The organism is Gallaecimonas mangrovi (genome assembly GCF_003367375.1).
GTDB classification, from domain to species: Bacteria; Pseudomonadota; Gammaproteobacteria; order Enterobacterales; family Gallaecimonadaceae; genus Gallaecimonas; species Gallaecimonas mangrovi.
Genome location: NZ_CP031416.1, coordinates 4,021,135 through 4,046,728, shown reverse-complemented (window position 1 = coordinate 4,046,728; position 25,594 = coordinate 4,021,135). Strand labels below are relative to the sequence as shown.

Genomic DNA, 25,594 nt, shown 5'->3' with positions numbered 1-25,594 from the left:
AGCCGGCTGATGCCGGCTTTTTTAATCGCAGCTTTCAGTATCAATGTTGGTAAGTTGTGCGCCTGTTGCGGTGTTATCCTCACAGACCGTGGTATCAGTCGCACCAGAGTATGACTTAATGGCGTAATTCGCGCCGCTGGCATTACTGAGGTCAATACTGTTGCCCCCTGCACTGTTGCCTTGGCCCCAATCTCCATAAACGTTATGGATGGTAATGCCGTTTTCGACGTTGTCATTGCTGGTGCTGATATACACATTGTTATTGTTAATTATCGCGCTATCGCCTTTCACATCTATCAGGCTGTCGACAGCAGCAATGCCGTAACCATTGATGGTGTTGTCGGTAATGGTGGTATTGGAAGTTCCTTCCTTAATATCAATCGCTTCTGCAGTGGTATTGGTGATGTGATTACCACTAATCACATTGTTGTCACTGTGGTCGGGCTTACAACTGGTGTAGCTACACCAATTACTGTTGGCTGAGCCAACATAGATCCCCTCGCCATACTTGGCTTTCGTTTTACCGGTATTTTCAATGGTGGAGTTTTCAAGACGGTTGTATTGGGAATACTTACGAAAATGAAACCCTTCCATGCCGGTATTTTTAATGGTTAAGCCGCTAAAGGTGTTGTGCTTGGCATTGTCTAACATCAGCCCTTTTTGACCGTGGTTAATGGTAAAGCCTGACAATTCAATATATTGAGCATTCTTTAAATAGAGGGTGTAGCCCGAAGAAAGGCTGTCGCCATCAAGAATCGCACTTGCTGGGCCGGTAATAATAATGGGCTGGTCACTGGTGCCTTTACGGCTAATGGTAAAGTTGCCTATATAGGTGACACCCGCCTGCAGGTTCACCGTATCACCGGGATTAATGCTGCTCAGTGCAGTGGTGAGTTCCGAGGAGCTGCTGGGGCTGTAGGTTGTTGCCCAAAGCGGCAGTGATAACGATCCGACGAACAAAGCAATAATGAAATCAATGCCTTTATGCATCTCTTTTCCTTGGTGAAGGCGGAAGGGTATTTTCTATTTAAGCAATATAAATAAGGAAAATGCCGCTTATTTTCGCCCTGTGGCGGTTGTTCGTTAATCTCAAACTAAACCAACCCGCATCTTTTGAGTTTTGTTATTGCGTTAAAATTTCGTTCTGATAGATTAAGTTTCAAATCGAAACTTAATCTATCATTATGGCTAAACGAAACACCGTTCAGCGTCGCCATACCTTATTGCAGCTGTTGGCTGAGCAGGGCCAGGTCTCTGTAGAGCAACTGGCGGCCTACTTTGCCACCTCTGAGGTCACCATTCGTAAAGATTTGGCAGAGCTGGAACGCAATGGCTTGCTGCTTCGCCGTTACGGTGGCGCTGTACCGCTGCCAAGTGAGCTGACCCAAGCCGCCAGTGATGTAGAAGTTTCGAAGCGAAAGCAAACCATTGGCGCCTTGGCCGCCAGCTGTATTCGCGACCATAACCGCATCATCATGGATTTTGGGTCTACCACCGCCGCTATGGTGCCGCATCTCAATGACAAGCGCGGCTTGGTGGTGATGACCAACAGCCTGACCTTGGCGCAAGCACTTCGCGATTTAGAAAATGAGCCGACATTATTGATGACCGGCGGCACCTGGGATCCGCACACCGAAGCCTTTCAGGGGCAAGTGGCCGAACTGGTGTTGCGTTCCTACGATTTCGACCAGCTTTTTATTGGTTGTGATGGTATCGACCCGGCACGCGGCACCACCACCTTTAACGAGTTATTGGGGTTGTCGCGAGTAATGAGTGAAGTGGCCAGGGAAGTGATAGTGGTTGCCGAAGCTGACAAGCTGGGCCGCAAAATTCCCAATTTGGAACTGCCCTGGGCGGCGGTTTCTACCCTAATTACCGATGACCGCCTTGATGTGGCGGCCAAAGCACAAATTGAAGCGCAGGGCGTGCAAGTGCGCTGTGCGAGCAGCGAGGAGTAATTTATGTGTGGCATTGTGGGCGCTGTAGCCCAAAGGGATGTGCAAGACATTCTGCTCGAAGGCTTACGCCGCTTAGAGTACCGCGGCTATGACTCGGCCGGGGTCGCCATTATTCATAATCAAGCGCTAGGCCGGGTGCGCCGGGTGGGTAAAGTACAAGCGCTGAGTGATGCCCTGGCTAAAACGCCATTATCCGGTGGCACCGGTATTGCCCATACCCGCTGGGCTACCCACGGTGAACCTTCAGAAGCCAATGCCCATCCCCATGTTTCGGCAGACACTATTGCGGTGGTACATAACGGCATCATCGAAAACTTTGAAAGCCTGCGCCAAGACCTGCAAGCCAAGGGCTACGTCTTTACCTCCCAGACCGATACCGAAGTCATCGCCCACTTGGTGCACCATGAGCTGAAAACCGCCACCAGCCTGCTGGCCGCGGTGCAAAGCGCGGTTAAGCAACTGCATGGTGCTTACGGCATGGTGGTAATGGACAAGCGAGACCCCGAGCGGCTTATTGCCGCCCGCAGTGGTAGCCCCTTGGTTATCGGTTTTGGTATTGGTGAAAATTTTCTGGCCTCAGACCAATTGGCGCTGCTGCCGGTCACCCGCAAGTTTGCCTTTCTGGAAGAAGGTGACGTGGCAGAAGTGACCCGCCAGCAGGTCAGCATTTTTGATCGTAGTGGCAAGCCTGTGGTGCGGGAAGCCAAAGAGACCGACCTTAAGCATGACAGCGGTGACAAAGGCCCCTACCGCCACTACATGCTAAAAGAAATTCATGAACAGCCCATTGCCATTCGCAACACCCTGGAAGGGCGACTGGTTGGCGATAGCTTCCAGCTGAGCGAATTGGCTAATTTAGACGGCATCGAACACGTCCAAATTATTGCCTGCGGTACCAGTTACCATGCCGGCATGGTGGCGCGGTATTGGATTGAAGACATTGCCGGTATTAGCTGCAATGTCGAAATTGCCTCTGAATTTCGTTACCGCAAGTCAGTCACGCGGCCCGGCGCTTTATTGGTTACCATCTCGCAAAGCGGCGAAACCGCTGACACTTTGGCCGCGCTGCGGCTAGCCAAAGAGATTGGCTATGCCAAAACCCTTACCATCTGCAATGTGCCTGGCTCCTCCTTGGTGCGTGAGTCAGACATGGCCTTGATGACCAAGGCGGGTGCGGAAATTGGTGTGGCTTCCACGAAAGCCTTTACCACCCAGCTCACGGCACTGCTGATGTTAACCGCCGCACTAAGTAAAGATAGCGCCCGGGTTAAAGCGGTAGCGCAAGCGCTGCATAAACTGCCCGCCCTGATAGAAGGCGCCCTGACCCTTGATAAAGAAATCGAGGCGTTAGCCGAATACTTTGCCGAGAAAAACCATGCCCTTTTCTTGGGCCGTGGCGACCAATACCCCATCGCCATGGAAGGGGCTTTAAAACTCAAAGAAATTAGCTACATCCACGCCGAGGCCTACGCCGCTGGCGAGCTTAAACACGGCCCTCTGGCGCTGATTGATGCGGAAATGCCAATTGTGGTGGTCGCTCCCCACAACGACCTGGTGGAAAAGCTCAAATCCAATATCGAAGAAGTGCGGGCCCGCGGCGGCGAACTGTACGTGTTTGCGGACGTTGATGCGGCGATCAGTAAAGCCGATAACATGCAGGTGCTGAGCGTGCCGCACTGCGACGAAGTGCTGGCCCCCATCCTCTACACCCTGCCGCTACAGCTGTTGAGCTACCACGTGGCCATTATCAAAGGTACCGACGTTGACCAGCCACGCAATCTCGCCAAATCGGTGACGGTGGAATAAGTCGGCCCGATCAGCAAAAAAAGCCCGCCTAGATGCGGGCTTTTTACTTAGCGTTGGCTAGCCGCCTCTTGTTGGGCGTCTACCCCGGCGGGGATTTTCATCGGGCCATTGGGGTCATCAATTGCCTGCCATACTGCGGCCACCACATCTTTGGCCTGGGTTAACTGGCTAACGTCTTTGGGCTCGGTAAAGCTGGCGAAAATAGGGCTGACGAAATCGGTGTAGGCCTCTGGCACGCTGACACCTTGGCGCTCCATCATTGCCATGCCGTTTTGGCCAAAGGTCGTTTCTGGCGCCATGCCTGGCAGCAGCAGTTTTACCTGCACATTAAAGGGCGCCAGTTCCATGCCTAAGCATTCACTAAAGATGTTTACTGCGGCTTTAGTGGCGGCATAGACCGACAGCATTGGCAGTGGCCTTAAGGTCACCGATGAGGACACATTAATAATGGTGCCGTGGCCCTGGGCGCGAAATTGCGGCAAAAAGGCTTGGGTCAGCGCCATCAGCCCAAAAGTGTTGCTTTCAAAAAGTGAACGGACGGTTGCCATCGGTACCCCTTCGAGTACTGCTGCCAAGCCAACGCCGGCGTTGTTGACCAGCACATCGATGGGACCGGCTATTTTGGCCACCTCAGCAATATTGCTGGCATCGGTGACATCGAGTTTTAACACCTGCAAGTTTTCGGATGGCGGCAAAGGGTTTTGTTGCGGGTTGCGCATGGTAGCGATAACCCGCCAGCCCTTTTTTAAAAAGTCCTTGGCAATTTCAAGGCCAAAGCCAGACGAGCAGCCGGTGATCAGTATGGTTTGCATGGGGTGTGCTCCTGTGTTGATAGCGTTGAAAACGATACCGGCTTGCGGTAAGACTAACTGCAATCAACAGTCCATAAATTTTTAGCGAGCGTCCATTTGAGCGATCCCCTTGCCGAGGTGGTTAGTCTGCTTCGCCCCAGCACGCCGTTTTCAAAGCAGGTGATAGCGGCCGGAGAGTGGCGAGTGAGCCGCAGCGATTTTGGCCGAACTTATTATGGTTTGATGCTGGAGGGATGCGCGGAATTTACCCTGGCTGACCGGTCCCGGCTTCAACTGGCCAAAGGCGACTTTGTGCTGATACCGGCGGCCATGATGTTTGTTATGTGCAGCCCTGGCTTATCAGATAGCGTGCAACTTGAAAGTCAGCCCAGCCGCCAGGCCGATGGCTACTTTCGCTTGGGTGACCCTACCTTGCCCGCAGAGGCCGCTTGGTTAGTGGGCCATTGTCACTTCGATACCCCAGATGAAGCTTTATTAATGTCACTGCTGCCCCAGCTGGTTTTGGTACGCGACCAACCAAGGCTTACCACCCTGGCGCAGCTTATTCGCGATGAAGCGCTGGCCAACAGGTCAGGTAAAGAGGTGGTGATAGAGCGGCTTTTAGAAGTGCTGCTGATTGAAGCGCTGCGTTCATCACAGCAGCAAGTTGCGGCACCCGGCTTAATCAAAGGGCTGGCCGATGAGCGCTTGGCCAATACCTTAAAGGCATTGCACCAAGCTCCAGAGCAGCCTTGGACAGTTGCCAAGATGGCGAAAGCGGCAGCGCTGTCCCGTTCGGCCTTTTTTGAGCGCTTCAGCCGTGCCCTTGGGATACCACCCATGGAATATTTGCTCTCTTGGCGCATGGCGCTGGCCAAGAAAATGCTCAGTCAGCGCCAAGGCAGTGTGGCCAAGGTGGCAGAACAGGTCGGGTACAGTTCTGCCAGCACCTTTAGTGTGGCGTTTAGCCGTTATGTGGGTAAAACCCCTTCCGCCTTTAGCAAACTGCCCGCTCAGGTTTTATCGGCCGAATAAGCCAGGCTTTTTTGTGGTGTCAGCTCGGCTAAACGTTGGGTTAAAGCGGCGCGGATGTTGTTGTAGGCAATGCTGCCAAGGGCCACCCGCAGCGGCGCTTTTGGCTTATCAATAACGCTTAGCATCGCTTCAATGGTGTTATCGGTATCACCCTTGAGGGCAAAATTGCCCGCTAATAGTGCCTGGCGGAATGTTTCGGCACTGCTGCCCTGATAACTGGGCAACGACGGTGCCACATCTAACCCTTTAGCAAACTGCGTGGCGGTTGGGCCTGGCTCGGCAATCACAAAATCGATACCCCATTGCGCCACTTCCTGGGCAACCGCTTCAACAAAGCCCTCTATTCCCCATTTGCTGGCATGGTAGAGGCTGAAGTTGGGATAGGCGACTTGCCCACCTTCTGAAGACACTTGCACGATACGGCCACCGCCTTGGGCCCGCAGATGCGGTAATACTGCGCGAATAAGCTGAATAGCGCCGGTAAGGTTGGTAGCCAGCTGGCGGCTAATTTGCGCATCGGTCAGTGCTTCGGCCACACCAAACAAACCATAACCGGCGTTACTGACCACTATATCGATGGATGCTGCTGAAAAAGCGCTATCCACAGCCCGGCGTATGTTAGCGGTATCGGTGAGATCCAAATGCAGTAACTGTAGGGCTTGCGGGTAGGCCTCTTGCAAGGCGGCTAAAGGTTGCGTATTGCGTACAGTGGCAAATACTTTGTCACCGCGGGTCAGTACTTTTTCTGTCAGTTTCAAACCCAAGCCGGAAGAAGCACCGGTAATAAACCAGGTTTTATTGTTCATGGCGTTAACTCCTTTCTTTAGAAGCTGCCACTGTATAGGCTGGTGATTAATCCTTTAATGGCCAACAATTTGGCTGAGTTGTTTAGAGATTTTCACCAATGAAGCAGCCGTCTTTGGACGAACTTACCGCCTTTCGCGAAATCGCCCAGCAGCGTAGCTTTCGTAAAGCCGCTGACCAGCTGGGTGTTAGCCGCTCGGCGTTAAGCCATGTGATGAAAGGCTTGGAAGACAAAATGGGCGTGCAATTGCTGCGCCGCACCACCCGCAGTGTGTCTTTAACCGAAGCGGGCGACCGCTTGTTGAGCGGCCTTTCGCCGCTTTTGGGTGGCCTAGAGCAGCTGCTGTTTGATGTAGGCCATGACCAGCAGCATCTTTTTGGCGAAGTGCGCATCAACGGCAGCGAAGCGGCCATTGCCTATCTGCTGGACAAGGTGGTACCCACCTTTAAGCAGCGCTACCCGGGTATTGGCCTTGATTTGGTTTGTAATGGGCAATTGATTGATATTGTTGCGCAGCAATTTGATGCCGGTATTCGTCTTGGTGAGGCGGTGCCGAAAGACATGGTTGCTCTACCTCTTGGGCCCAAATGGCGTTTCATCGCCGTTGCTTCTGCCCAGTATCTTGCCAGTCACCCAGCACCAGTGGTGCCAGAGGATCTTCACCACCACCACTGTATTCGCCAGCGCCTACCCAGTGGCAAGCGATACCACTGGGAGTTTGCCAAAAATGGCCAGGCGGTTGCCGTGGATGTGCCGGGGCAGCTGTCCCTTGATAACAACACCTTGATGGTAAAAGCCGCCGCCCAAGGGCTGGGTATTGCCTATGTTCCCGAAGGTTACGCCCATGCCTTATTAGCCAGAGGGCAGTTACAAATGGTGCTGGATGACTGGTGCCCCTTGGAATCTGGCCTTTATCTGTATTTTCCTCGCTATCGCCACATGGCGCCGGGGCTAAGGGCCTTGGTTGATGTGGTAAAAGAGCGGGATTGGCAGTGAAGCCGGCCTTGGCTAAAAGGCGGGCTTCGGGTCTCGGCTAAAAGGTTTTCACGGTAAGTTCGACATCGTCTGGTAAGGCAATAGACAAATAGCCGCTGGCGGGGTCTCGCACCTTTGTTATGTATTCTGGGCAGTGGTGCACGTCGTCAGCAACGATTAGCGCTCCTGGCCGCAAACGCGGTGCCAATAAATCCAAAATGTCCTTATAAAGCGCTTTGGCGCCGTCTAGCAGTACCAAATCAATGCTTGCCGGAAGATCGGTGGCCAGGGTTTGCAGTGCATCACCCTCACGAATTTGCACCAGGTCATTGACACCCGCTTGAACCAGATTGGCACGGGCTTTTATCACTTTTGAAGATTCGAACTCGGTGGTGATCAGTAAACCGCCGCCGTTGTCTTTTAGCGCGGCAGCTAAATGCAGCGTGGAAAGGCCGAATGAAGTGCCATATTCAACAATGGTGTTTGCCTGGCTACTGCGGGCCAACATATACAACAGCTGCCCGGTATCTCTTGCCACCGGTAAAGGCTGTTCTTTTAAACGGCTATAAAGCGCCAGGTAATCGGTTTTGCTGTGCATCAGCTGCTGTTGCTGCTCGGCTGTTAGCGCTAAAGCGTCGTCTGGCCATTCAACAGCCGCTGCCTCTGCATAAAGTGTATCAAGCAGCGGTGTCAGTGTTTTTAAGGTATTCATCAGGTCTCCTAAATCAAGGCTTTATGCGTTGCGCAGCGCTGGTATAGAATACGAATAATTATTCGTTTTTTTCTATTCGCATTGGTAAGCCCCTGATGACCGATCGCCCAAGCCCCGATATTTCCTCGCGAAAAGCGCCCCAACAGGCCCGTTCCAATGAGCTGGTGGCCAGTATTTTGGAAGCGGCTATTCAGGTTTTACAAAAGGAAGGCGCTCAGCGCTTTACCACGGCGCGGGTGGCTGAGCGTGCGGGGGTGAGTGTGGGGTCGCTTTATCAGTATTTCCCTAACAAAGCCGCGATTTTGTTTCGTCTGCAAACCGATGAATGGCAGCGTACGGCTAACTTGCTGGCGGATATATTGAGCAACACGAATACCGAGCCGTTACGGCGTTTACGGCTTTTGGTGCATGCTTTTTTACGGTCTGAGTGTGAGGAAGCGCAGATGCGCGTGGCACTGCATGATGCGGCGCCGCTGTATCGCGATGCGCCGCAGGCGCATCAGGTAAAAGGCCGAAGTTGGGGGATTGTAGAGCGCTTTTTGGCAGAAGCCTTGCCGAACAGTGCGCCGCACATCCGCCAGCTCGCCAATGACCTTATTAGTGATACCTTAGGCGCGGTGGCCAAACAGTATTCAACAAAACCGCGTACAGAGTCAGCGCTAATCACCTATGCAGATGCCCTTGCCGATATGCTTTGCGGCTATCTGCAAGGGCTACAACAGCGGGAAAATAGCGCTGCTTAGGCTTTTACTTGCGCCGGCCGGGTTGACACTGTAGCTACCGTCAGTAGGCCCAGCAATGCCGTGCCAGCGGTTAGGCCAACAATGGCGCCCCAGCCACCGTGCAGCCAAAACCAACCGCCGGCAGAACCAATCAGGCTTGAACCCATGTAGTAAAACAGCAGGTAAAGCGACGAGGCATGGCCTTTATTACGCCCCGCCACGGGCCCCACGGTGCCACTGGTGACCGAATGGCTGATAAAAAAGCCCGATGTCACCAGCACAACGCCCAATACCACCAACGGCAACTCGGCAAATAGCGTCAGTAAGGTGCCGCTAAGCATCAGTAAAAAGCCCAGGCCAATGGCACCTTTACGGCCGAGTTTGTCGGTCAGACGGCCGGCAATGGAAGAAGAGGCTACCCCAAAGGCATATACCAGAAAGATCAGGCTGATTTGGGTTGGGCTTAAAAAATAAGGTGCACCCGCCAGCCGGAAGGTGGCGTAGTTAAACAGCGTTACAAAAATGCTGGTCAGTAAAAAGCCAATAAAATAGAGCCGTACCAAGCGCAGGTTACGAAGGTGACTACCCCATGACTGCAGATGAAAGCCAATATTAAAACCGGGCTTTCTTTCAAAATTGCGCGATGGCGGCAACAACAAAATAAAACCAACAGCCGAAAGAATGCACAGCACTCCCAGTACCCCTAGCGCTATGCGCCAGGAGGTGAACTCGGTCATCAGCCCCATGCCAACCCGGCCAATCATGGCGCCAAGGGCGGTGCCGCCCACGTACAAACCCATGGTTTTACCTAGATGATCGGGGTGAATTTCTTCGGCCAGCCAGGCCATGGCCACTGCCGGTACGCCGCCCAGTACAAAACCTTCCAACGCCCGCGCCAGCAATAAACTGTGCCAACTGGGGGCCATGGAGGCTCCCAGGTTCAATAAGGCTGCCAGTAGCATTGAGCAGAACATCAGCCCCCGGCGGCCCAATGCTTGGGAAAAGGCCCCAGCCAGCATAATCGAAAAGGCTAATAGGCCAGTGGTGAGCGAGAGCGCCAACGAACTTTGCGCCGGTGTCAGCCCGAAGCTGTTGGCAAAGGACGGCAGCAAAGGCTGCACACAGTAAATTAGCGAGAAACTGGCAAAGCCCAGCAAGAAAAGGGCAAAACCAGCCTTGATGTAGTCTTTATCACCGCGAGCTATCCAGGCTGGTGAACTACTGCTTTGTGAAGACATGAGGGGGTACCGCGAAAAGTGTATGGCTATTTTAAAGCTTTCGCCTCTATCAATCTAATATATGGTTGTTACCTCATTTATAAGTTTTGATTATGTTTATGTACAGTTGAACGGGGTTGCAGCTGCCTGAAATAACAGCAATGGGCGCCAAACCATTCTATTTTTTAGAACCTTAGATTGAATATTTAGCCATTGTGGCCATTCTATTCGACAGTAGTATGTTAATAACGGTGGCTGAAGGTGGAGTTGTTAAAGCCCAAAGCCGGACTAAAGCAAATGGAGTGAATCTGCACATGTTTAAGAAAGCAAATCTGGCACTGGTGATCTTGGCAAGCACAATCAGCATGGGTGCCATGGCGGCCACTAAAACCTACCAAATGGACCCTACTCACACCAGCGTAGTCGTGTCTTGGAATCACTTCGGTTTTTCTAACCCGACTGCTGATTTTTCTAATGTGACCGGTACCATCAACTTCGATGACAAAGCACCTGCTAAATCCAGTGTTGATGTCACCATTCCGGTAAAAACCGTCGATACTCACGTACCGGCGCTGACCGCAGAATTCTTGGAAGCTGACTACTTTGACGTTAGCAAATTCCCAACCGCTACCTTCAAAAGCACCAAGGTAGAAGCCAAGGGCGGCAAGAAATATGACGTTTATGGCAAGCTGACCATTAAAGGCCATAGCAAAAACGTCGTGCTGCACGCTACCCTGAACAAAGAAGGTATTCACCCCATGGCCAAAGTACCTGCCATTGGTTTTGATGCCACTACTACCATTAAGCGTTCTGAATTTGGCTTGGCCAAATACGTGCCTTACGTCAGCGACGCCATCACCATTCGCATTTCTACTGAAGCCGAAGCGGCTAAGTAAGACCCGATGCACGGAAAAAGCCCGCCATTTGGCGGGCTTTTTTATGAAACAAAGATAACTGCTTGGCTGAATCGTAGCGCCTTGGTTTGGGCAACCTTTGCGGCTAACTGCTATGTATTGAATACCCAGCCAGATTGGCAGCTAACAAGAGACAATAACCATGGCCCTTTCCCAAGCCCTACTGGATGAAATCGCTATTCTAAGCCGCTTTTCCTTGGATTCACTGCAAGCCGGCATCAAGGTGCATAACGATGCGGCCCCGGCCTTAATTGCCGCTACAGAGCGTTTGTATAAAAAGGACCTTATCAGCCAGGCTGATGGCGGTTATCTCACCGAGCTTGGCCGTGAAACAGTTGAACATTTGCAGTTGGCGCTCACCATTTTGACCTCAGAACCCGCGCTCTTTACTGAATAAAAAAGCCCGCCATCAGGCGGGCTTTTTTGACCGGCGGGTTACGCCGGCAGTTTGCTCACAATCAGCGCCGCGTTAACGCCGCCGAAGCCAAAACCGTTACACACCGCGTGTTGAACCTTTTGGCTACGGGCCTTGTTCGGCACCAAGTCCATGTCGGTCATGGTGTCGTCGACCTTAGCCAAATTCAAGGTTGGCGGTAGCAGGTCGTTTATCACTGCCATGGTGGTGAAAATGCTTTCCACACCGCCTGCGGCGCCAAGCAAGTGGCCTGTGGCCGACTTGGTCGATGACACCGGCACGCTTGGCAGTTTGTCACCAAAGACATTGCGCAAGCTGGCGACTTCTGCCCGGTCACCGACCGGGGTCGAGGTGGCGTGCGCATTAACGTAATGAATGTCTTCAGGTTTTAGGTCAGCCATGCTGAGCGCCCGGCGCACCGCGTTGGCAGCGCCGGCGCCGTCTTCTGGGCCGGAGGTAATATGGTGCGCATCCGAACTGGTGCCATAGCCGCTAATGATGGCCAGCGGTTTAGCGCCACGCGCCAGGGCATGTTCCAAGGTTTCGATAACCATCAGGCCGGCACCCTCGCCCATGACAAAACCGGCGCGGTCAGCATCAAAGGGGCGCGAGGCGGTGGCTGGGTTGTCGGCTTGAGTCGATAACGCCTTAAGGGCGTTAAAGCTGGCCAGAGAAAGCGGGTCGACACAAGACTCGGTGCCGCCAACCAAGGCCACTTTGGCTTCGCCAGAACGAATAAGGCGCATGCCATCGCCAATCGCCTGTACGCCAGCGGCGCAAGCGGTTACCGGGGCGCCAAGCGGGCCTTTAAAGCCGTACTTAATCGACAGGTTACCCGCGGCCAAGTTGGCTAAGAACGCCGGTACCGTAAAGGGTGACAAACGTTTGTAACCACGGCTGTCTAAGGTTTTCTGGGCGCTGGTAATGGTGGTAAAGCCGCCGATGCCGGTACCAATAATGGTGGCGGTAGCTTGCTGGTCTTCGTCGGTTTGTGGGTTCCAACCCGCTTGGGCCAGCGCTTCTTTAGCCGCCGCCAGGGCATAGACGGTAAAGGGGTCGAGTTTTTTACGTTCCTTGGGTTCAACCACGGCATCAACGTCAAAACCGGCTTCGCTGTCTTGTTCAATAGTCGGCACCAAGCCTGCAATTTTGATGGGAAAGTCGGTGGTGTCGAAGCGGTCGATAAAGCCCAGACCGGACTGACCGGCGGTCAGTCTTTGCCAGACTGTCTTGACGCCGCAGCCCAGAGGGCTGACCATGCCCATGCCGGTAATTACGATAGGTGAGTTCATGGGGGATTCTCCACAGCACTGCTTTTATGTGCTCAAAACCCTAACGTTCGGCACCATATGATCAAGGTAATATTTACGAGGGGATAAAGAAGGATACGCCTATGCCTTACGCCAAGGGCCATAAGGCCAAGTCCCGGGCCCGGATCATTGCATCCGCCACCGAGCTGTTTGCTCGCCATGGCTTTGAGAAGGTTTCCATCAACCAAATCATGAAGGAAGCCCAGATGACCCATGGCGCCTTTTATGCGCATTTTGATTCCAAAGAGGCCCTTTACTCTGCCTCTTTTTTGGAAACATTAAAAGATAATGGTCGCTCAAGGTTGGTAAAGGCGCCGCTGTCAGTGAAAAAGCTGATTGCCCTGGCGGCTAATTACTGGGGGCTGCGTCAATCTGGTAGCCCGCAATTGCCGGGGCCAGAAGCGGTGCTGTTTAATGAAATCGGTAATGATAACGCCCGTATTCGCGACTTGTTTCAAAGCTCCTACGAGCACCTTCGCGACATGCTGGAGCGGCGTATAAAAGCCCTTAACCGCCTGCACAAAGCCCAGGATGGCCCGGCCCATATTCGCGATAAGGCCAGAGCGATTTTGGCGTCTTTGGTCGGGGCGGTGACCATGGCGCGGGTGATTAGCGACCCGGAAGAGCAGCGGCGGATTTTACAGGCGGCCCAACAGCAAATTTTGGCGCTGCTTGGGGTAACAGAAGATGTGGTGGGATATTTGGGCCACAAATCCGAGCGGCGTTCTTAAAAGGCGGTCGAATCCGCGGCCCGTTGCGCCGATAATGGACTGTCTTTGTTTTTGAGAGCGCCGATGTCGCATTTTGATTTTTCTGATCTCACCCCAGATACCATCCTTAACGCCCTAGAAGAGCTGGGCATTTGGGTGAGTTCTGGGCTCTTGCCCCTCAATTCGTTCGAGAACCGGGTTTACCAGTTTTTAGACGACGACCGCCAGCGCTGGGTGGTGAAGTTTTACCGGCCAGGACGCTGGAGCAACGAGCAGATCCAAGAAGAACATGACTTTGCCGCTGAACTGGCCGCCGCGGAAGTGCCAGTGGTCGCTCCTGCCATTCATCAAGGCCAAAGCCTGCATCAAAGCCAGGGCTACCGCTTGGCGCTTTATCGGTCGGTTGGTGGCCGGCCGGTGGAAATCGCCAACCTCGATACCCTCGACACCTTAGGCCAATATCTTGGCCGGCTACATCAGCAGGGTAGCGCCAAGGCTTTTCGCTATCGTGAAGCCTTAGACCCAGAGGTTTTACTGGCCAACGCTGTGGCGGCCATTGGCCAATGCCAGCACATTCCGGATTACCTGCGCGCCCCATTAGACGCCATCTTAAAACCCTTGGTTGATGCCACGTTGCAGGCCTTTGCCAAGGTGCAAGTTCCCAGCCTGCGCTTACACGGTGACTGCCATGCCGGTAACTTTTTAGAAGGTAGCCAGGGGCTGTTTGTTCTGGACTTGGATGATGCACGCCAGGGGCCGGCCATGCAGGACTTATGGATGTTGCTGTCCGGCAGTCGCCACGAACAGGAAAGCCAGTTGGCGGTGTTGGTGGAAGCCTATGAGCAGTTTATGGATTTTGACAGCCGCCAACTGCAACTGGTGGCCCCCCTACAGGCGCTCAGGCAAGTGCAGCATCTAGGTTGGTTGGCGCTGCGTTGGGGCGACCCGGCCTTTCCGCTGGCTTTTCCCTGGTTTGCTGAACCCCGGCATTGGGAGAACCAAGTGCTGAACTTTAAGGAAAGTTTGGCCGCACTTAACGAACCGCCGCTGCGTTTGTTGACCGGTTTCTGAGGCTGTGCCAGTTTTAGAGCCTGGCTATGTAAGGTGATGAAAACCTGAATTTTTGTGCGGGTTTTTAGCGCCTCTCTGCGAGCTGCTGCAAAGGTGACGGCCTTTCTTTAGAAGGCGCTGCATCATTGCATAGAGGGCAATAGCAGAACGCATTATTAGCGTTGGTTAAGTACCTGGCTGATAAAAAATAATGAAACTTTCAGTGCATCGTCGCTGCCATAGAGACGATGTTTTGTATGATAGGCTAGTTTAAAAGCCATTCCCGAGGGATCACATGAAGAATTTGTTGTTGGGCCTGGTTGCCCTGTGCCTAGTTCCTTTAGCCTTTGCGCAAGACTTTAAAGAAGGGGAAAACTACGACGTCGTTAAAATGGCGGCCCCGACAGCACAGCCAGAGGTAACCGAATATTTTTCGTTTCTGTGCCCCCATTGCTACCACTTTGAACCCATTGTTGAAGAACTCGAAGCGCAGCTACCTAAAGACGTAAAATTCACCCGTAACCACGTGGATTTTCTTGGTGGCAAAATCGGCGTTGAGCTGTCACGTTCCTACGCGGTAATGGAACTGCTGGGTGTAGAAAAGAAAGTGGTGCCGAAAATGTTCGACGCTATCCACAAAGACCACGTACGCATTACCGGTATGGATGACATCCGTAATATCTTCGTGTCTGCTGGCGTACCCGGTGAAGATTTTGACTCTGCCGTGAATTCTTTCTCTGTAAACGGCCGTTTGGCACAGATGGAGCGCAATACCGAAAGCGCTAATATCCGCGGCGTGCCAACCCTTATCATCAACGGCAAGTACAAGGTCAACAATGGTTCAGTAACGTCTAAAGAAGAACTGTTCCAGCTAGTTGATTATTTGCTGAAGAAAAAAGACTGATATAAAAAAGGGGCCGAAAGGCCCTTTTTTATTGGGGATGCCCGGACAGCGGGCAATAAAAAAGCCCGCAACTGCGAGCTTTTTTTAAAGTGGTCGGTGCTGAGGGATTCGAACCCCCGACCCTCTGGTCCCAAACCAGATGCGCTACCAAACTGCGCTAAGCACCGAAATAATGGGGTGGACGATGGGACTTGAACCCACGACAACCGGAATCACAATCCGGGGCTCTACCAACTGAGCTACGCCCACCAAAAATTCTTGCTGCCATATTTTATCGGGATGGCGCGCCCGAGAGGATTCGAACCTCTGACCTCTGCCTCCGGAGGGCAGCGCTCTATCCAGCTGAGCTACGGGCGCCCGACCGGCGAGCGCATATAATACTGACCTGGTATGGGGTCGTCTATGGCCAAGCAGGAAAAAAATGCTTAAAAATGCCCGTTCGGCTACTTTCTGGCCAAGCTGGTCAATGAAAAGACATAAAGGAAGGCAGTAATGACAACAAATAAGCGGATTTTGGGTGTTTTTTTTCTGGGACTGTTCTTTTTAACGGCAGGCTACGCCCAAGCAGGTGATGACAGTTTAACCAAACAGGCCATTACTGAGCGGATAAAGCCCGTTGGCGAAGTCAAAATTGAAGGCCAGCAAACAAAAACCACAACGGCCAGTGGCCGCAGCGGCGAACAGGTTTATCAAAGTGCATGCTTTGCGTGCCATGGCACCGGCGCCCTTAATGCGCCCAAAGCCCATAACCAAGCCGATTGGCAACCTCGCTTGGCCAAAGGCATGGATACCTTGCTAGCGCATGCGGTTAATGGCTTTAATGCCATGCCTGCCAAGGGCGCTTGCATGAACTGCACTAAGCAGGAAATCACTGCTGCAATCAAATATATGGCTGACCAGTGAAGCGCGTCTCATAAATGTCATCATATTTGGCTTTCTGAGCAGGGAAGTGTTGAGAAGTGCCTAATTTTTGTGCTAAAAAACCTGACCGCCTTTCACAGGCCCGCGACAGAATTTGAGCCTCATGGACGAAAGCAAGCTGCTCATGGGCGCCAAAGATGTTTTATTGGATGCCCTTTTCGATATCGCTGAACTCGCCAGCGAAACCACCGATCTCACCTCGTTTTTCCCTCAGGTGCACAAGATCATTGGTAGCCTGCTGCCCGCAGAAAATTTTTATGTTGCCCTTTACCATGAGTTCGATGACACCATAGAACTGGTTTATATGGTGGACATGGCTGATCCGCACATGACACCAGACACCGTCAGCTCTTCCGATCTGCACCGCGGGTTAACCGGTTACATGCTGCGTAACGGCGATGCGCTGCTATTAAGCGAAGACGGCTTTAAGGAGTTGGCGGAAAAAGGCGAGATTGAACACATCGGCTCTGGTTCGGTTGACTGGCTGGGTATTCCACTCAAGCACAACAACAAGCTTATCGGTGCCATGGTGGTGCAAAGCTATGACGCCAAAACCCGCTACAGCGAAGACGACAAACAGCTGCTGATGTTTGTGGCTCGGCAGGTTACTAACACCCTTGAGCGGATCCGCCACCGTGAACTGCTGGAACAGCAAATCTTAGAGCGCACCCAGGCTCTTCATGAAAGCAACCAAATGCTGCGCCGTGAAGTCCAAGAGCGCAAAAGGGCCGAAACCTTCCAGTCAGTGATGCAGCAACTGACCGAACTGGCCCACAGCGACGGCGATCCACAGCTGTTTTATGCCAAAGTGCATGACCAAGTTACCCGGCTGATTGCCGCCAAAAACTTTTATATTGCGCTGCTGGATGGGCAATCGGACCCGACCCTGACCTTTCCGTATTTTGTTGACCAAAAGCAGACCAAGCCGCAAGCGCGAAAGCCGGCCAAAGGCCTAACCGAATACTTGATGCGTAGCGGTGAAGCCATATTGGTGACCCGCAAACTGCGCGATGAACTGATTAACCTTGGCGAAATTGACCCCACCGGCACCGAAGCCTTTCATTGGCTGGGTGGTCCCTTGGTTGTGGACGGCCAAATTATCGGTGCGCTGGTGGTGCAGAGTTACGATAATTCCCAGCGCTATCGCCGCGAAGATCTAGAACTTATTACCTTTGTTTCCCGCTCCGTATCCGAAGCACTTGGCCGTCGCCGTTATCGGGAAATGCTGGAAGTCGCCAAGCGTGACCTTGAATTTAAGGTGGCGGAGCGCACCCGTGAACTGGAAGTAGCCAATGGCGCCCTGCGTTTGCAAATGCAGGAAAAGGCCGCCCTGGCCGAACGCCACCGCTTTGATGCCATGCACGACGCCCTGACCGGCCTTGCCAACCGTACCTTCTTTACTACCCAGCTTGACCGTGTTTTGAAATCCTTGAGCCGTTACCCCAACCGCCACTATGTGGTGGCCTTTATCGACCTTGACCGTTTTAAAATGATCAACGATTCGATGGGGCATTTGGCCGGTGACCAGCTACTGACACAAGTGTCCGAGCGTCTAAAAGCCTGCGTGCGTGAAACCGATATGGTGGCGCGGTTAGGGGGCGATGAATTTGTGGTGCTGCTCGATTGCGTGCAACACGACGAAGACGTAAACATCGTTGCCCAGCGCATTATTGCTGCCTTGCATCAGCCTTTTGATATTCAGCAGCAACAGGTTTTTTGCGGCGGCTCTGTGGGCATTGCCCACCTTAACCGCCGTTACAAGGATGCATCTGAAGTGCTGCGTGACGCTGATACCGCCATGTATCAGGCAAAAGCCCGCGGCCGTGGCCAGGCGGTGTTCTTTGACGACACCATGCGTGAGAGTTTGGTTAGCCGCTTTAGTTTGCAAAATGCGCTGCGCCAAGCAGTGGAAAGCGGGCAAATTTTCCCGGCTTTTCAACCGATTTTCAGTTTGCCATCGCGCAAGCTGCAAGGCTTTGAACTCCTGGCCCGTTGGCCACGTACCGGTGGCGGCGAGTTAACGCCGGATGTGTTTTTAGATGCGGCAGAAGAGACCGGCATTATTGTCGACATTGATACGCAAATGGTTAGCCATGCTTGCCGCCAGCTTGGCATTTGGGGCCACCAGATGTCAGAGCATCCACTGTTTGTGTCGGTCAATTTGTCGGTGCGCAGCCTTAACAACCCGGCGTTTGTGCAGCACCTTAAAGATGAGGTGCGTCGGCATGAGCTTTCACCGGGGCAATTACTGGTTGAGGTGCGTGAAAATGTGCTGGTGCAGTCGGCAACCATTATCGACAAAGTATTGGAAGAACTCAGCCAGATTGGTGTGGGTTTGGTGCTTGACCATTTTGGCGCCGGCTCGGCCACCTTGTCGGTGTTGATGCAGCATCATTTCCAAGCGCTGAAAATGAGCCCGCATTTTCTTAAACAAATCTCGGAGCACGAGCGGGGAAAAAGCTTGCTGCAAACCGTGATTGCCATGTCTCGCTATCTGAAAGTGCCGCTTATTGCCCACGGGATAGAAGACGACAGTCAACTCGATATGGTGCAAAGCCTGGGTTGTTCTTACGGCCAGGGCGAGCTGTTGTGTAGCCCCTTGGCAACGTCGCAGGCCGCATTGATGCTTTGCGCTTAATCCTTATTCAACATCGCCCTTAAGTTGGCGATGTTGGCCTTGCCTTTGGCCTGGCGCTCTTGCGGTGTGCTGGGCTCTTTACGGTCTTCCCATTTCAGGTCGTCTTGTGGCAGTTCGTCCAAAAAGCGCGAGGGCTGTGGACGGATGCTTTCACCAAACTGACGGCGTTCGCGGCACAAAATAAAAGTCAGCTCGCGCTGGGCGCGGGTGATACCCACATAGGCCAGGCGGCGCTCTTCTTCGATGTTGTCTTCATCAATGCTGCTTTGGTGAGGCAGCAAGCCTTCTTCCATGCCGATAAGGTAAACATAGGGAAACTCCAAGCCCTTGGAGGCGTGCAACGTCATTAATTGCACCTGGTCAGCTTCCCCTTCCTCGCTTTGGCGCTCCATCATGTCACGCAGGGTTAGCCGGGTAACCACGTCTTGCAAGGTCATGGGTTCGTCTAAGTCGTCGCCCTTGAGCATGCCCGATACCCAGCCAAACAAGGTGGAGACGTTTTTCATGCGCATCTCGGCGGCTTTAGGGGACGGCGAACTTTCGTAGAGCCAGTCTTCGTAGTGGCTGCCGCGGATAAGCTCACGTACGGCATCAACCGGGTCACCACGTTTGGCCTGTTCCTGAATATCGGTGAGCCAGCGGGTAAAGCCTTGCACGGCTTCCAAGCCGCGGCCACTCAAGTGCTGTTCTAGCCCCAAATCAAAGCTGGCGGCAAACAGGCTGGCTTTACGCAAGCTGGCGTAGTGGCCGAGTTTTTCCATTGTTACCGGGCCAATTTCCCGGCGCGGCACGTTAATAATGCGCAGCAGCGAGGTGTCGTCATCCGGGTTCACCAAAAGGCGCAGGTAAGCCATAACGTCTTTGATTTCGGCGCGCGAGAAAAAGCTGGTGCCACCGGAGATACGGTAGGGAATGCGGTTTTGCATCAGGGCCTTTTCAAGCAGGCGGGACTGATGATTGCCGCGATAGAGCACCGCATAATCTTTGTAGTGGGTTTTGTTTAAAAATTTATGGGACAAAATCTCGGCGACCACGCGCTCGGCTTCATGATCTTCGTTATTGGCCATCATCACCTTCAGCCGCTCACCCTGCCCCAGCTCTGAGAACAACTCTTTTTCATAAACGTGGGGGTTATTGGCAATAAGGATGTTGGCGCTTCTTAATATGGTGGCGGTAGAGCGGTAATTTTGCTCAAGCTTGACCAGTTTTAAGGCTGGGAAGTCTTTTTGCAGGCGCACCAGGTTTTCGGGCCGGGCGCCGCGCCAGGAGTAAATAGACTGGTCGTCATCCCCAACCACAGTGAAGTGGGCTCGACTCCCCACCAGCAATTTAACCAACTCATATTGGCTGGTGTTGGTGTCTTGGTATTCATCTACCAATAAATAGCGGATACGGTCTTGCCAGCGTTCTCGCACTTTCTCGTTGTTTGCCAGCAGTAAGGTTGGCAGCAGAATAAGGTCGTCAAAATCCAGCGCATTGACCGCTTTTAAGTATTGGCTGTAGCGGTCGTAAATTTCGGCAAAGGCCGCCTCTTTGCCCTCGCGGGCTTGTACCTTGGCTTTATCTGGCAGCACCAGATCGTTTTTCCACTGGCCAATGCGGCTAATCAGCTGGTTAAGCAAGTCTTTGTCGTCTTGCAGTGCCTTGGCGCCAATTTCCTTTAAGGCATGGCTCATGTCGGCTTCGTCAAAAAGGGTAAAGCCTGGGCGCAGCCCGAGGTGGTGGCCGTCTTTTTTTAAAATAGTGAGGCCCAGGGTATGGAAGGTTGAAACCAGCAGGCCTTTAGCCTCTTTTTTACCCAAGGTCTGCGAAACCCGCTCTTTCATCTCCCGCGCGGCCTTGTTGGTAAAGGTGACGGCGGCAATATGTTTGGCTTGGCGGCCACACTCTTGCACCAGGTAAGCAATTTTATTGGTGATCACCCGCGTCTTCCCCGAGCCTGCGCCAGCCAGCACCAGCATTGGGCCGGAGATGTATTTAACGGCTTCGTCTTGGCGGGGATTGAGTTTCATCAACAAACCTGAGTGTGAAGGGGCGCGCCATTGTACCTCAACAGATGCTGGCCTTGTGCATCACCTCTGTTAGAATGCATGAACGTTCATTCACTCATCTGACCATGATAAAATGCAGCAAACTGGCCGATAAGCGGCAGATGATCCTTGAAGCCACCGAAAAACTGTTGGCGCATTACGGCTTTCATGGCCTTTCCATGCAGTTGGTGGCCAAAGAAGCGGGTGTGGCCGCCGGCACCATCTATCGTTACTTCGATTCAAAAAACAGCCTGATTTTGGCATTACATGACCAAGTGATCTGTGATGTCGGTGCGCAGTTGCTGGCGGAGTATGACCCAAGCAGTAACTTGCGCAGCCGCTTTGACTACTTGTGGAACCAAAGCTGGGCACTGTTTATTGAAAAACCTGACTTGCTGGTGTGTAAGTCACAGTTTGAACGGCTGCCGTTGGAACTGGCTAGCAGTATGTCGAGTGCTGAAGAAGAGGTCTTTGCACCAGTCAAGAAGTTCTGGGAAGAAGGCCGAGCCAGTGGCGCTTTTAAAACGATGGCGGACGAAGTCTTCGGGGCTTTAACCTTTGAAGTTTGCGCCAATCTGGCCTTTAAACATCTGGCTGGCAAGGTGAATCTGGATGCCAATGCGCTGGATAATGTCAGAAATGCGTGTTGGGATGCGATAGCGGCCGACGGCGGTTAATCGCTGACCCGCAAGATGCAGTAATATAGGCAAAGGTACACTGCCAGGCAGATTGCCTGTAGGGTAGAAGGAGACAACCATGATTAACACCCAAAAACTCGAAGAACTGGCCAAACAAATCACCAATGCCATGCCGCCAGGCGTCAAAGCCTTCAGTGATGAGGTGGAATCGAGAGTAAAACAGGTGTTACAGGCGCAGTTAATGAAGTTAGACTTGGTTAGCCGCGATGAATTCGACGTGCAGAGCCGTGTTTTGCTGAAAACGCGTGAAAAACTGGATGCCCTGGAAGCCCGGGTTGAAGCCTTAGAAAAAGATTCAAGTCAGCCTGAAAGCTGACGTATATTAGCCATTTTTTAATTATAAGGAAGAAGGTGTCATGAGGTGGCGACGTTGGCACCTTTGGTTAGGGTGGATAACCGGGATCCAGTGGTTGCTCTGGGGAGCGACCGGGCTTTATATGGTGTGGGTAAATCTCGACTTTATCCATGGCAAGCCGTTGGTGGATGCACATCCGGTACCTTTGGTATGGCAGCCTGACTATGTCTCGCCCAATGCCCTTAAACTGCCGCCAACCACCCGCAAGTTAACCCTGACAACGCGCTTGGGTCACCCGGTGTATGAGGTCCAGGCCGACAGTGGTTCCTTTTTGCTGGATGCCAGCAATGGTTTGCCATTTTTACTGGGTAAGCAAGACATTGGCGAATTGGCCAAGGGTTATTATCGCGGTAAAGGCACGGTGGAGTCGGTCACCAAAATAGACAAAGATCCGCCGCGTGAACTGGGTGACAGGCCGTTGCCTGTCTGGCGTGTTAACTTCCATGACGCCTACGACACCACCCTTTATTTAACAGACCAGACCGGTTCTTTGCTGACCCAGCGGCATCGCTATTGGCGTTGGTTTGATGTAGCGTGGTCGCTACACATCATGGATTACAGCCAGCGTTCTCGCCTTAACTTACCGTGGTTCCAGGCCTTTTGTGTGCTGTCTTTGGTGCTGATGATCAGCGGAAGCCTATTGTGGCTGCGCACTCACTTTAAAAGGGCTGAGCAATGAACCGCTGGCACCGTATCTTGGCACTTCTGGTGGGCCTGCAAATGCTTATTTGGGTGGTTACCGGCTTGGGGTTGGGGCTTTTGCCAACACCACCAACCCCAGTGGTGCGCACCCCTGAACCCCTGGATGCTCAGAAACTGGTCTTGCCGCAGCCACCAGCCGGTGCCGGCTCGGTGGGTGCCATCACCTTGCTTGGTAAAACCCGTATCTTGGTCGATGGCCAAGTGCTGACCCCGATGACACAAGGCGATGCCCAATTGCTGTTAGCCCAGTATTTTCCGGGTAAGGAAACGGGGCCTTTAGAGCGTCTTGACCATGGTTGGCGCACCACATTACCTGGTCATTTTGTGGTGACACTGGGCGACGACGGTAAAATCAAAACTAACCAGTATTGGCTAACCCCTGTGCTGCTGCGCCTGCATTTTATGGATTGGTTTGGCAACGGCAGTAATTTCAACCAACCGCTGATTAAGCTAGCAAGCATTATTGCAATGTTACTTATTGGTAGCGGTCTGGGCATGGCGATCCGCCGCCTTTGGCAGCGGCGACGTAGCACGAAAGTTGCGTTAGTCGGTTTCCCTATTGACGAATTAACGCCGGGCCGGGGCACCCTTGCCCAGCGGTTGGCGAAAGCGGGCATGCCCGTTACCGGCCCCTGTGATGGTGGTGGTCGCTGCGGAGGTTGCGCCGTGCGGCTAAATACCACTGGCAAACCGCTTACCGTTTCTGCGGCCGAGCGGCGCCTTATCAGCGATGATGCCTTAGCTGAAGGTGTACGTTTGGCGTGTCAGCAGTTACCCAGTGAAGGTTGTACCCTTACTGCCCTCGATAAAAGTCAGTCGGTGGCTGACATCCCCCCTCCAGAAGTGCTGCCCGTTCTCGAAGAAGTCTAACGAAAGCAACAAGGCTCCACTGCCGGTTATTGCCTATTATCAAGGCAATGCGGCCGACAGGGAGTCACCATGGCGTTAGCAACCTTGTACTGCCGTGCCCAACTGGGGATGGACGCCCCATTGGTCACGGTGGAAGTGGATATTGGCAATGGCTTGCCAGCTTTTGCCCTGGTGGGGTTGCCCGAGGCTTCGGTCCGAGAAGCCCGTGAAAGGGTGCGCTCTGCGATCATCAATGCCGGTTTTGAGTTTCCTGCCCGCCGTATCACCGTGAATTTAGCGCCTGCCGAGCTGCCCAAGGAAGGGGGACGTTTTGACTTGGCCATTGCCGTTGGCATCTTACAGGCCTCGAACCAGGTGCCGATGGCCGACAACAATAAGCTGGAGTTTTATGGCGAGCTGGCGCTGTCTGGTGAGCTGCGCCCAGGCTCTGGGCTTTTGCCGGCGTTGCTGGCCTGCCAGCAAGCCAAGCGCAGCGCTATCTTCCCAGAGGCAAGCCTTAATGAGGCGCAGCTACTTTCTCGTCTTAGTGCTTACGGCGCGCCTTCGCTGCTGGCGGTATGTGCTCACCTGGCCGGGCAGCAGCCTTTGCCGTTATTACGCTTTGAATCACCAGCTGCGATAACGCCAGTAGATAGCCTGTCTATTAACGATGTGGTCGGCCAGGCTCAGGCCAAAAGAGCGCTGATGGTCGCCGCCGCCGGAGGCCACCACTTGTTATTTATCGGCCCACCCGGCACCGGCAAAAGCATGCTGGCAAGAAGGTTGCCGGTGTTATTGCCACCGCTAAGTGAAGATGCCGCCCAACAAAGCGCCGCCATTCATTCGTTGGCGGGTAAACCGCGCGAAACCGACAACTGGCTCAGTCCTCCTTGGCGCACGCCTCATCACACCGCCTCGGCGGTGGCCTTGGTCGGCGGTGGCTCTATTCCAAGGCCGGGGGAAATTTCCCTGGCCCATAACGGCGTGCTGTTTTTAGACGAATTGGCCGAGTATGACCGTAAGGTGCTGGACTGCCTGCGCGAGCCCATGGAAACCGGCGAAGTGAGCATCAGCCGCGCTGCCCATCAGGCCAAGTTCCCGGCTCGGTTTCGGTTAATTGCCGCCGCCAACCCCTGCCCCTGTGGGCATTTTGGTAATCCACGGCGGGCTTGCCGCTGTAGCCCTGAGCAAATACGCCGCTATTTGGCGCGGCTGTCCGGGCCTTTTCTGGACCGTATCGATTTACAAGTGGAAGTGGCAATGTTGCCGCCGGGCAGCTTAAGCGGGCAGCAGCAAACCGGGCCGGATAATGACGCTTTACGGGCCCTGGTGGCCGCTTGCCAAGCGCGGCAATATCAGCGTCAAGGCTGCCTTAATAGCGACCTGCAAGGAGAAGCCATGCGCCTTGCCTGCCAACTGCCACCACAGCTTGCCCAGTGGTACGACGCTACCTTACAAGCCCTGGGGCTATCGGCGCGGGTACACCATAAGTTGCTGAAGGTAGCGCGTACCCTCGCCGACTGGCAAAAGCAAGACGCCATTAACCAACAGCACTTGAGTGAAGCCATGCAATACCGGGCGATGGACCGGCTGCTCGGTGCGTTACCCTAAAAAGACGTGCTGAATTTAGAAGAATTTTCAGGGCTGCTAGCTGGATCACGACTTGGGCTTCAGTCGTCGCGGCTTGGCTGCCGTCCTCTATCCTTGGAAGAACACAACCATTGAGGTGCTGCTGTGGATTCCGGGATCCGATTTGAAAAACCCTATCGTCGCTGTGACGCAGAGCTTGAGCAGGCACTGCGTGAAGAATTGGCCAAACTGGGCTTTTCCAACGGTGCAGTGGAATCAGCCCTGAAGGTGGCGTTGCCGCTGTTTGACGAGTCAAAAGCGGTGGTGTCTATGTCGGTGACGGCCGACATTAAAATCCCCCTCACCGAAGCGCAGCTAAAAGCCCTCAATGCCGACCTCAGCGCCAAGCTTGCTGACTATCAAAAATCAGTATCTGACTTTATTTCCAAAATCATTGTGCTGTTGGCCATTGCCCATGCTCGCCAGTGACCAAAAAGCCGCCCACAGG

25 protein-coding genes and 3 tRNA genes are annotated in these 25,594 nt (G+C 53.3%); 18 read left to right on the top strand and 10 right to left on the bottom strand.

Annotated features, from left to right (window positions below):
• Positions 1 to 21 precede the first annotated feature (21 nt).
• Positions 22 to 990, bottom strand: coding sequence for a NosD domain-containing protein (locus DW350_RS19275; RefSeq protein WP_115720497.1), 969 nt, complete (start codon positions 988 to 990; stop codon positions 22 to 24).
• Positions 991 to 1,184: 194 nt separating this feature from the next.
• Here DW350_RS19275 and DW350_RS19270 point away from each other — a divergent pair, with 194 nt between their 5' ends.
• Positions 1,185 to 1,958: a DeoR/GlpR family DNA-binding transcription regulator gene (locus DW350_RS19270; protein WP_115720496.1), complete on the top strand. Its 774-nt coding sequence runs from the start codon at positions 1,185 to 1,187 to the stop codon at positions 1,956 to 1,958.
• Between the two features lie 3 nt (positions 1,959 to 1,961).
• Positions 1,962 to 3,764 (top strand): glutamine--fructose-6-phosphate transaminase (isomerizing), encoded by a 1,803-nt coding sequence (gene glmS, locus DW350_RS19265; protein ID WP_115720495.1) that lies wholly within the window; start codon positions 1,962 to 1,964, stop codon positions 3,762 to 3,764.
• A 47-nt stretch (positions 3,765 to 3,811) separates the two neighbouring features.
• On the opposite strand, the gene DW350_RS19260 is transcribed toward glmS, so the two are convergent.
• The gene (locus tag DW350_RS19260; RefSeq protein ID WP_115720494.1) at positions 3,812 to 4,576 is read right to left on the bottom strand and encodes an SDR family oxidoreductase; all 765 of its coding nucleotides are present in this window, start codon (positions 4,574 to 4,576) and stop codon (positions 3,812 to 3,814) included.
• A gap of 96 nt (positions 4,577 to 4,672) precedes the next feature.
• Between DW350_RS19260 and DW350_RS19255 the strand changes: the two genes are divergently transcribed.
• Positions 4,673 to 5,590: an AraC family transcriptional regulator gene (locus DW350_RS19255; RefSeq protein ID WP_115720493.1), complete on the top strand. Its 918-nt coding sequence runs from the start codon at positions 4,673 to 4,675 to the stop codon at positions 5,588 to 5,590.
• On the opposite strand, the gene DW350_RS19250 is transcribed toward DW350_RS19255, so the two are convergent.
• Positions 5,569 to 6,396 carry an SDR family oxidoreductase gene (locus tag DW350_RS19250; protein ID WP_115720492.1) on the bottom strand — a complete coding sequence of 276 codons (828 nt, stop codon included), beginning with the start codon at positions 6,394 to 6,396 and terminating at the stop codon, positions 5,569 to 5,571. The two genes, DW350_RS19255 and DW350_RS19250, sit on opposite strands and share 22 nt — an antisense overlap.
• 98 nt (positions 6,397 to 6,494) lie before the next feature.
• On the opposite strand from DW350_RS19250, the gene DW350_RS19245 reads away from it, so the two are divergent.
• Positions 6,495 to 7,391: a LysR family transcriptional regulator gene (locus DW350_RS19245; RefSeq protein ID WP_115720491.1), complete on the top strand. Its 897-nt coding sequence runs from the start codon at positions 6,495 to 6,497 to the stop codon at positions 7,389 to 7,391.
• A gap of 37 nt (positions 7,392 to 7,428) precedes the next feature.
• On the opposite strand, the gene DW350_RS19240 is transcribed toward DW350_RS19245, so the two are convergent.
• Entirely contained in the window at positions 7,429 to 8,082 is a 654-nt protein-coding gene (locus DW350_RS19240; protein ID WP_115720490.1) for an O-methyltransferase, read from the bottom strand.
• A gap of 95 nt (positions 8,083 to 8,177) precedes the next feature.
• On the opposite strand from DW350_RS19240, the gene DW350_RS19235 reads away from it, so the two are divergent.
• Entirely contained in the window at positions 8,178 to 8,825 is a 648-nt protein-coding gene (locus DW350_RS19235; protein ID WP_115720489.1) for a TetR/AcrR family transcriptional regulator, read from the top strand.
• Here the strand turns inward: DW350_RS19235 and DW350_RS19230 are convergent.
• Entirely contained in the window at positions 8,822 to 10,042 is a 1,221-nt protein-coding gene (locus DW350_RS19230; protein ID WP_115720488.1) for an MFS transporter, read from the bottom strand. The genes DW350_RS19235 and DW350_RS19230 overlap by 4 nt on opposite strands.
• 287 nt (positions 10,043 to 10,329) lie before the next feature.
• Between DW350_RS19230 and DW350_RS19225 the strand changes: the two genes are divergently transcribed.
• Entirely contained in the window at positions 10,330 to 10,917 is a 588-nt protein-coding gene (locus tag DW350_RS19225; RefSeq protein ID WP_226911455.1) for a YceI family protein, read from the top strand.
• Between the two features lie 160 nt (positions 10,918 to 11,077).
• Positions 11,078 to 11,332: a TIGR02647 family protein gene (locus DW350_RS19220; protein ID WP_115720486.1), complete on the top strand. Its 255-nt coding sequence runs from the start codon at positions 11,078 to 11,080 to the stop codon at positions 11,330 to 11,332.
• A 38-nt stretch (positions 11,333 to 11,370) separates the two neighbouring features.
• Here DW350_RS19220 and fabF read toward each other — a convergent pair whose 3' ends face one another.
• Positions 11,371 to 12,642 (bottom strand): beta-ketoacyl-ACP synthase II, encoded by a 1,272-nt coding sequence (fabF, locus tag DW350_RS19215; protein WP_115720485.1) that lies wholly within the window; start codon positions 12,640 to 12,642, stop codon positions 11,371 to 11,373.
• A gap of 101 nt (positions 12,643 to 12,743) precedes the next feature.
• Between fabF and DW350_RS19210 the strand changes: the two genes are divergently transcribed.
• The 3 genes from DW350_RS19210 (at position 12,744) to DW350_RS19200 (ending at position 15,324) form a co-directional block, all read left to right on the top strand.
• The gene (locus tag DW350_RS19210; RefSeq protein ID WP_115720484.1) at positions 12,744 to 13,391 is read left to right on the top strand and encodes a TetR/AcrR family transcriptional regulator; all 648 of its coding nucleotides are present in this window, start codon (positions 12,744 to 12,746) and stop codon (positions 13,389 to 13,391) included.
• A gap of 63 nt (positions 13,392 to 13,454) precedes the next feature.
• Positions 13,455 to 14,441, top strand: a complete 987-nt coding sequence (locus DW350_RS19205; RefSeq protein ID WP_115720483.1) for a serine/threonine protein kinase — start codon at positions 13,455 to 13,457, stop codon at positions 14,439 to 14,441.
• Between the two features lie 274 nt (positions 14,442 to 14,715).
• Positions 14,716 to 15,324 (top strand): thiol:disulfide interchange protein DsbA/DsbL, encoded by a 609-nt coding sequence (locus DW350_RS19200; protein WP_115720482.1) that lies wholly within the window; start codon positions 14,716 to 14,718, stop codon positions 15,322 to 15,324.
• Between the two features lie 90 nt (positions 15,325 to 15,414).
• Here the strand turns inward: DW350_RS19200 and DW350_RS19195 are convergent.
• The 3 genes from DW350_RS19195 to DW350_RS19185 form a co-directional block, all read right to left on the bottom strand.
• A tRNA-Pro gene (locus tag DW350_RS19195) sits at positions 15,415 to 15,491 on the bottom strand.
• A gap of 6 nt (positions 15,492 to 15,497) precedes the next feature.
• Positions 15,498 to 15,573 (bottom strand) — tRNA-His (locus DW350_RS19190).
• A gap of 31 nt (positions 15,574 to 15,604) precedes the next feature.
• Positions 15,605 to 15,681 (bottom strand) — tRNA-Arg (locus DW350_RS19185).
• Between the two features lie 135 nt (positions 15,682 to 15,816).
• On the opposite strand from DW350_RS19185, the gene DW350_RS19180 reads away from it, so the two are divergent.
• Positions 15,817 to 16,227, top strand: coding sequence for a c-type cytochrome (locus tag DW350_RS19180; protein WP_115720481.1), 411 nt, complete (start codon positions 15,817 to 15,819; stop codon positions 16,225 to 16,227).
• Between the two features lie 121 nt (positions 16,228 to 16,348).
• Positions 16,349 to 18,883 (top strand): sensor domain-containing phosphodiesterase, encoded by a 2,535-nt coding sequence (locus DW350_RS19175; protein WP_115720480.1) that lies wholly within the window; start codon positions 16,349 to 16,351, stop codon positions 18,881 to 18,883.
• On the opposite strand, the gene rep is transcribed toward DW350_RS19175, so the two are convergent.
• Entirely contained in the window at positions 18,880 to 20,895 is a 2,016-nt protein-coding gene (gene rep, locus DW350_RS19170) for a DNA helicase Rep (protein WP_115720479.1), read from the bottom strand. The genes DW350_RS19175 and rep overlap by 4 nt on opposite strands.
• 104 nt (positions 20,896 to 20,999) lie before the next feature.
• Between rep and DW350_RS19165 the strand changes: the two genes are divergently transcribed.
• The 6 genes from DW350_RS19165 to DW350_RS19140 all read left to right on the top strand — a co-directional run bounded on the left by DW350_RS19165 (position 21,000) and on the right by DW350_RS19140 (position 25,575).
• On the top strand, positions 21,000 to 21,590 hold the full coding sequence (locus DW350_RS19165; protein ID WP_192954755.1) for a TetR/AcrR family transcriptional regulator: 591 nt from the start codon (positions 21,000 to 21,002) through the stop codon (positions 21,588 to 21,590).
• 79 nt (positions 21,591 to 21,669) lie between these two features.
• A complete protein-coding gene (gene ubiK / locus DW350_RS19160; protein WP_115720477.1) occupies positions 21,670 to 21,927 on the top strand; it encodes a ubiquinone biosynthesis accessory factor UbiK in 258 nt (85 codons plus the stop codon).
• A 40-nt stretch (positions 21,928 to 21,967) separates the two neighbouring features.
• Entirely contained in the window at positions 21,968 to 22,645 is a 678-nt protein-coding gene (locus DW350_RS19155; RefSeq protein WP_115720476.1) for a PepSY domain-containing protein, read from the top strand.
• Positions 22,642 to 23,538 (top strand): 2Fe-2S iron-sulfur cluster-binding protein, encoded by an 897-nt coding sequence (locus DW350_RS19150; RefSeq protein ID WP_115720475.1) that lies wholly within the window; start codon positions 22,642 to 22,644, stop codon positions 23,536 to 23,538. The genes DW350_RS19155 and DW350_RS19150 overlap by 4 nt, the downstream gene beginning before the upstream one ends.
• Before the next feature lie 69 nt (positions 23,539 to 23,607).
• The gene (locus tag DW350_RS19145; protein WP_115720474.1) at positions 23,608 to 25,128 is read left to right on the top strand and encodes a YifB family Mg chelatase-like AAA ATPase; all 1,521 of its coding nucleotides are present in this window, start codon (positions 23,608 to 23,610) and stop codon (positions 25,126 to 25,128) included.
• 123 nt (positions 25,129 to 25,251) lie between these two features.
• Positions 25,252 to 25,575, top strand: a complete 324-nt coding sequence (locus DW350_RS19140; RefSeq protein ID WP_115720473.1) for a hypothetical protein — start codon at positions 25,252 to 25,254, stop codon at positions 25,573 to 25,575.
• Positions 25,576 to 25,594: the final 19 nt, after the last annotated feature.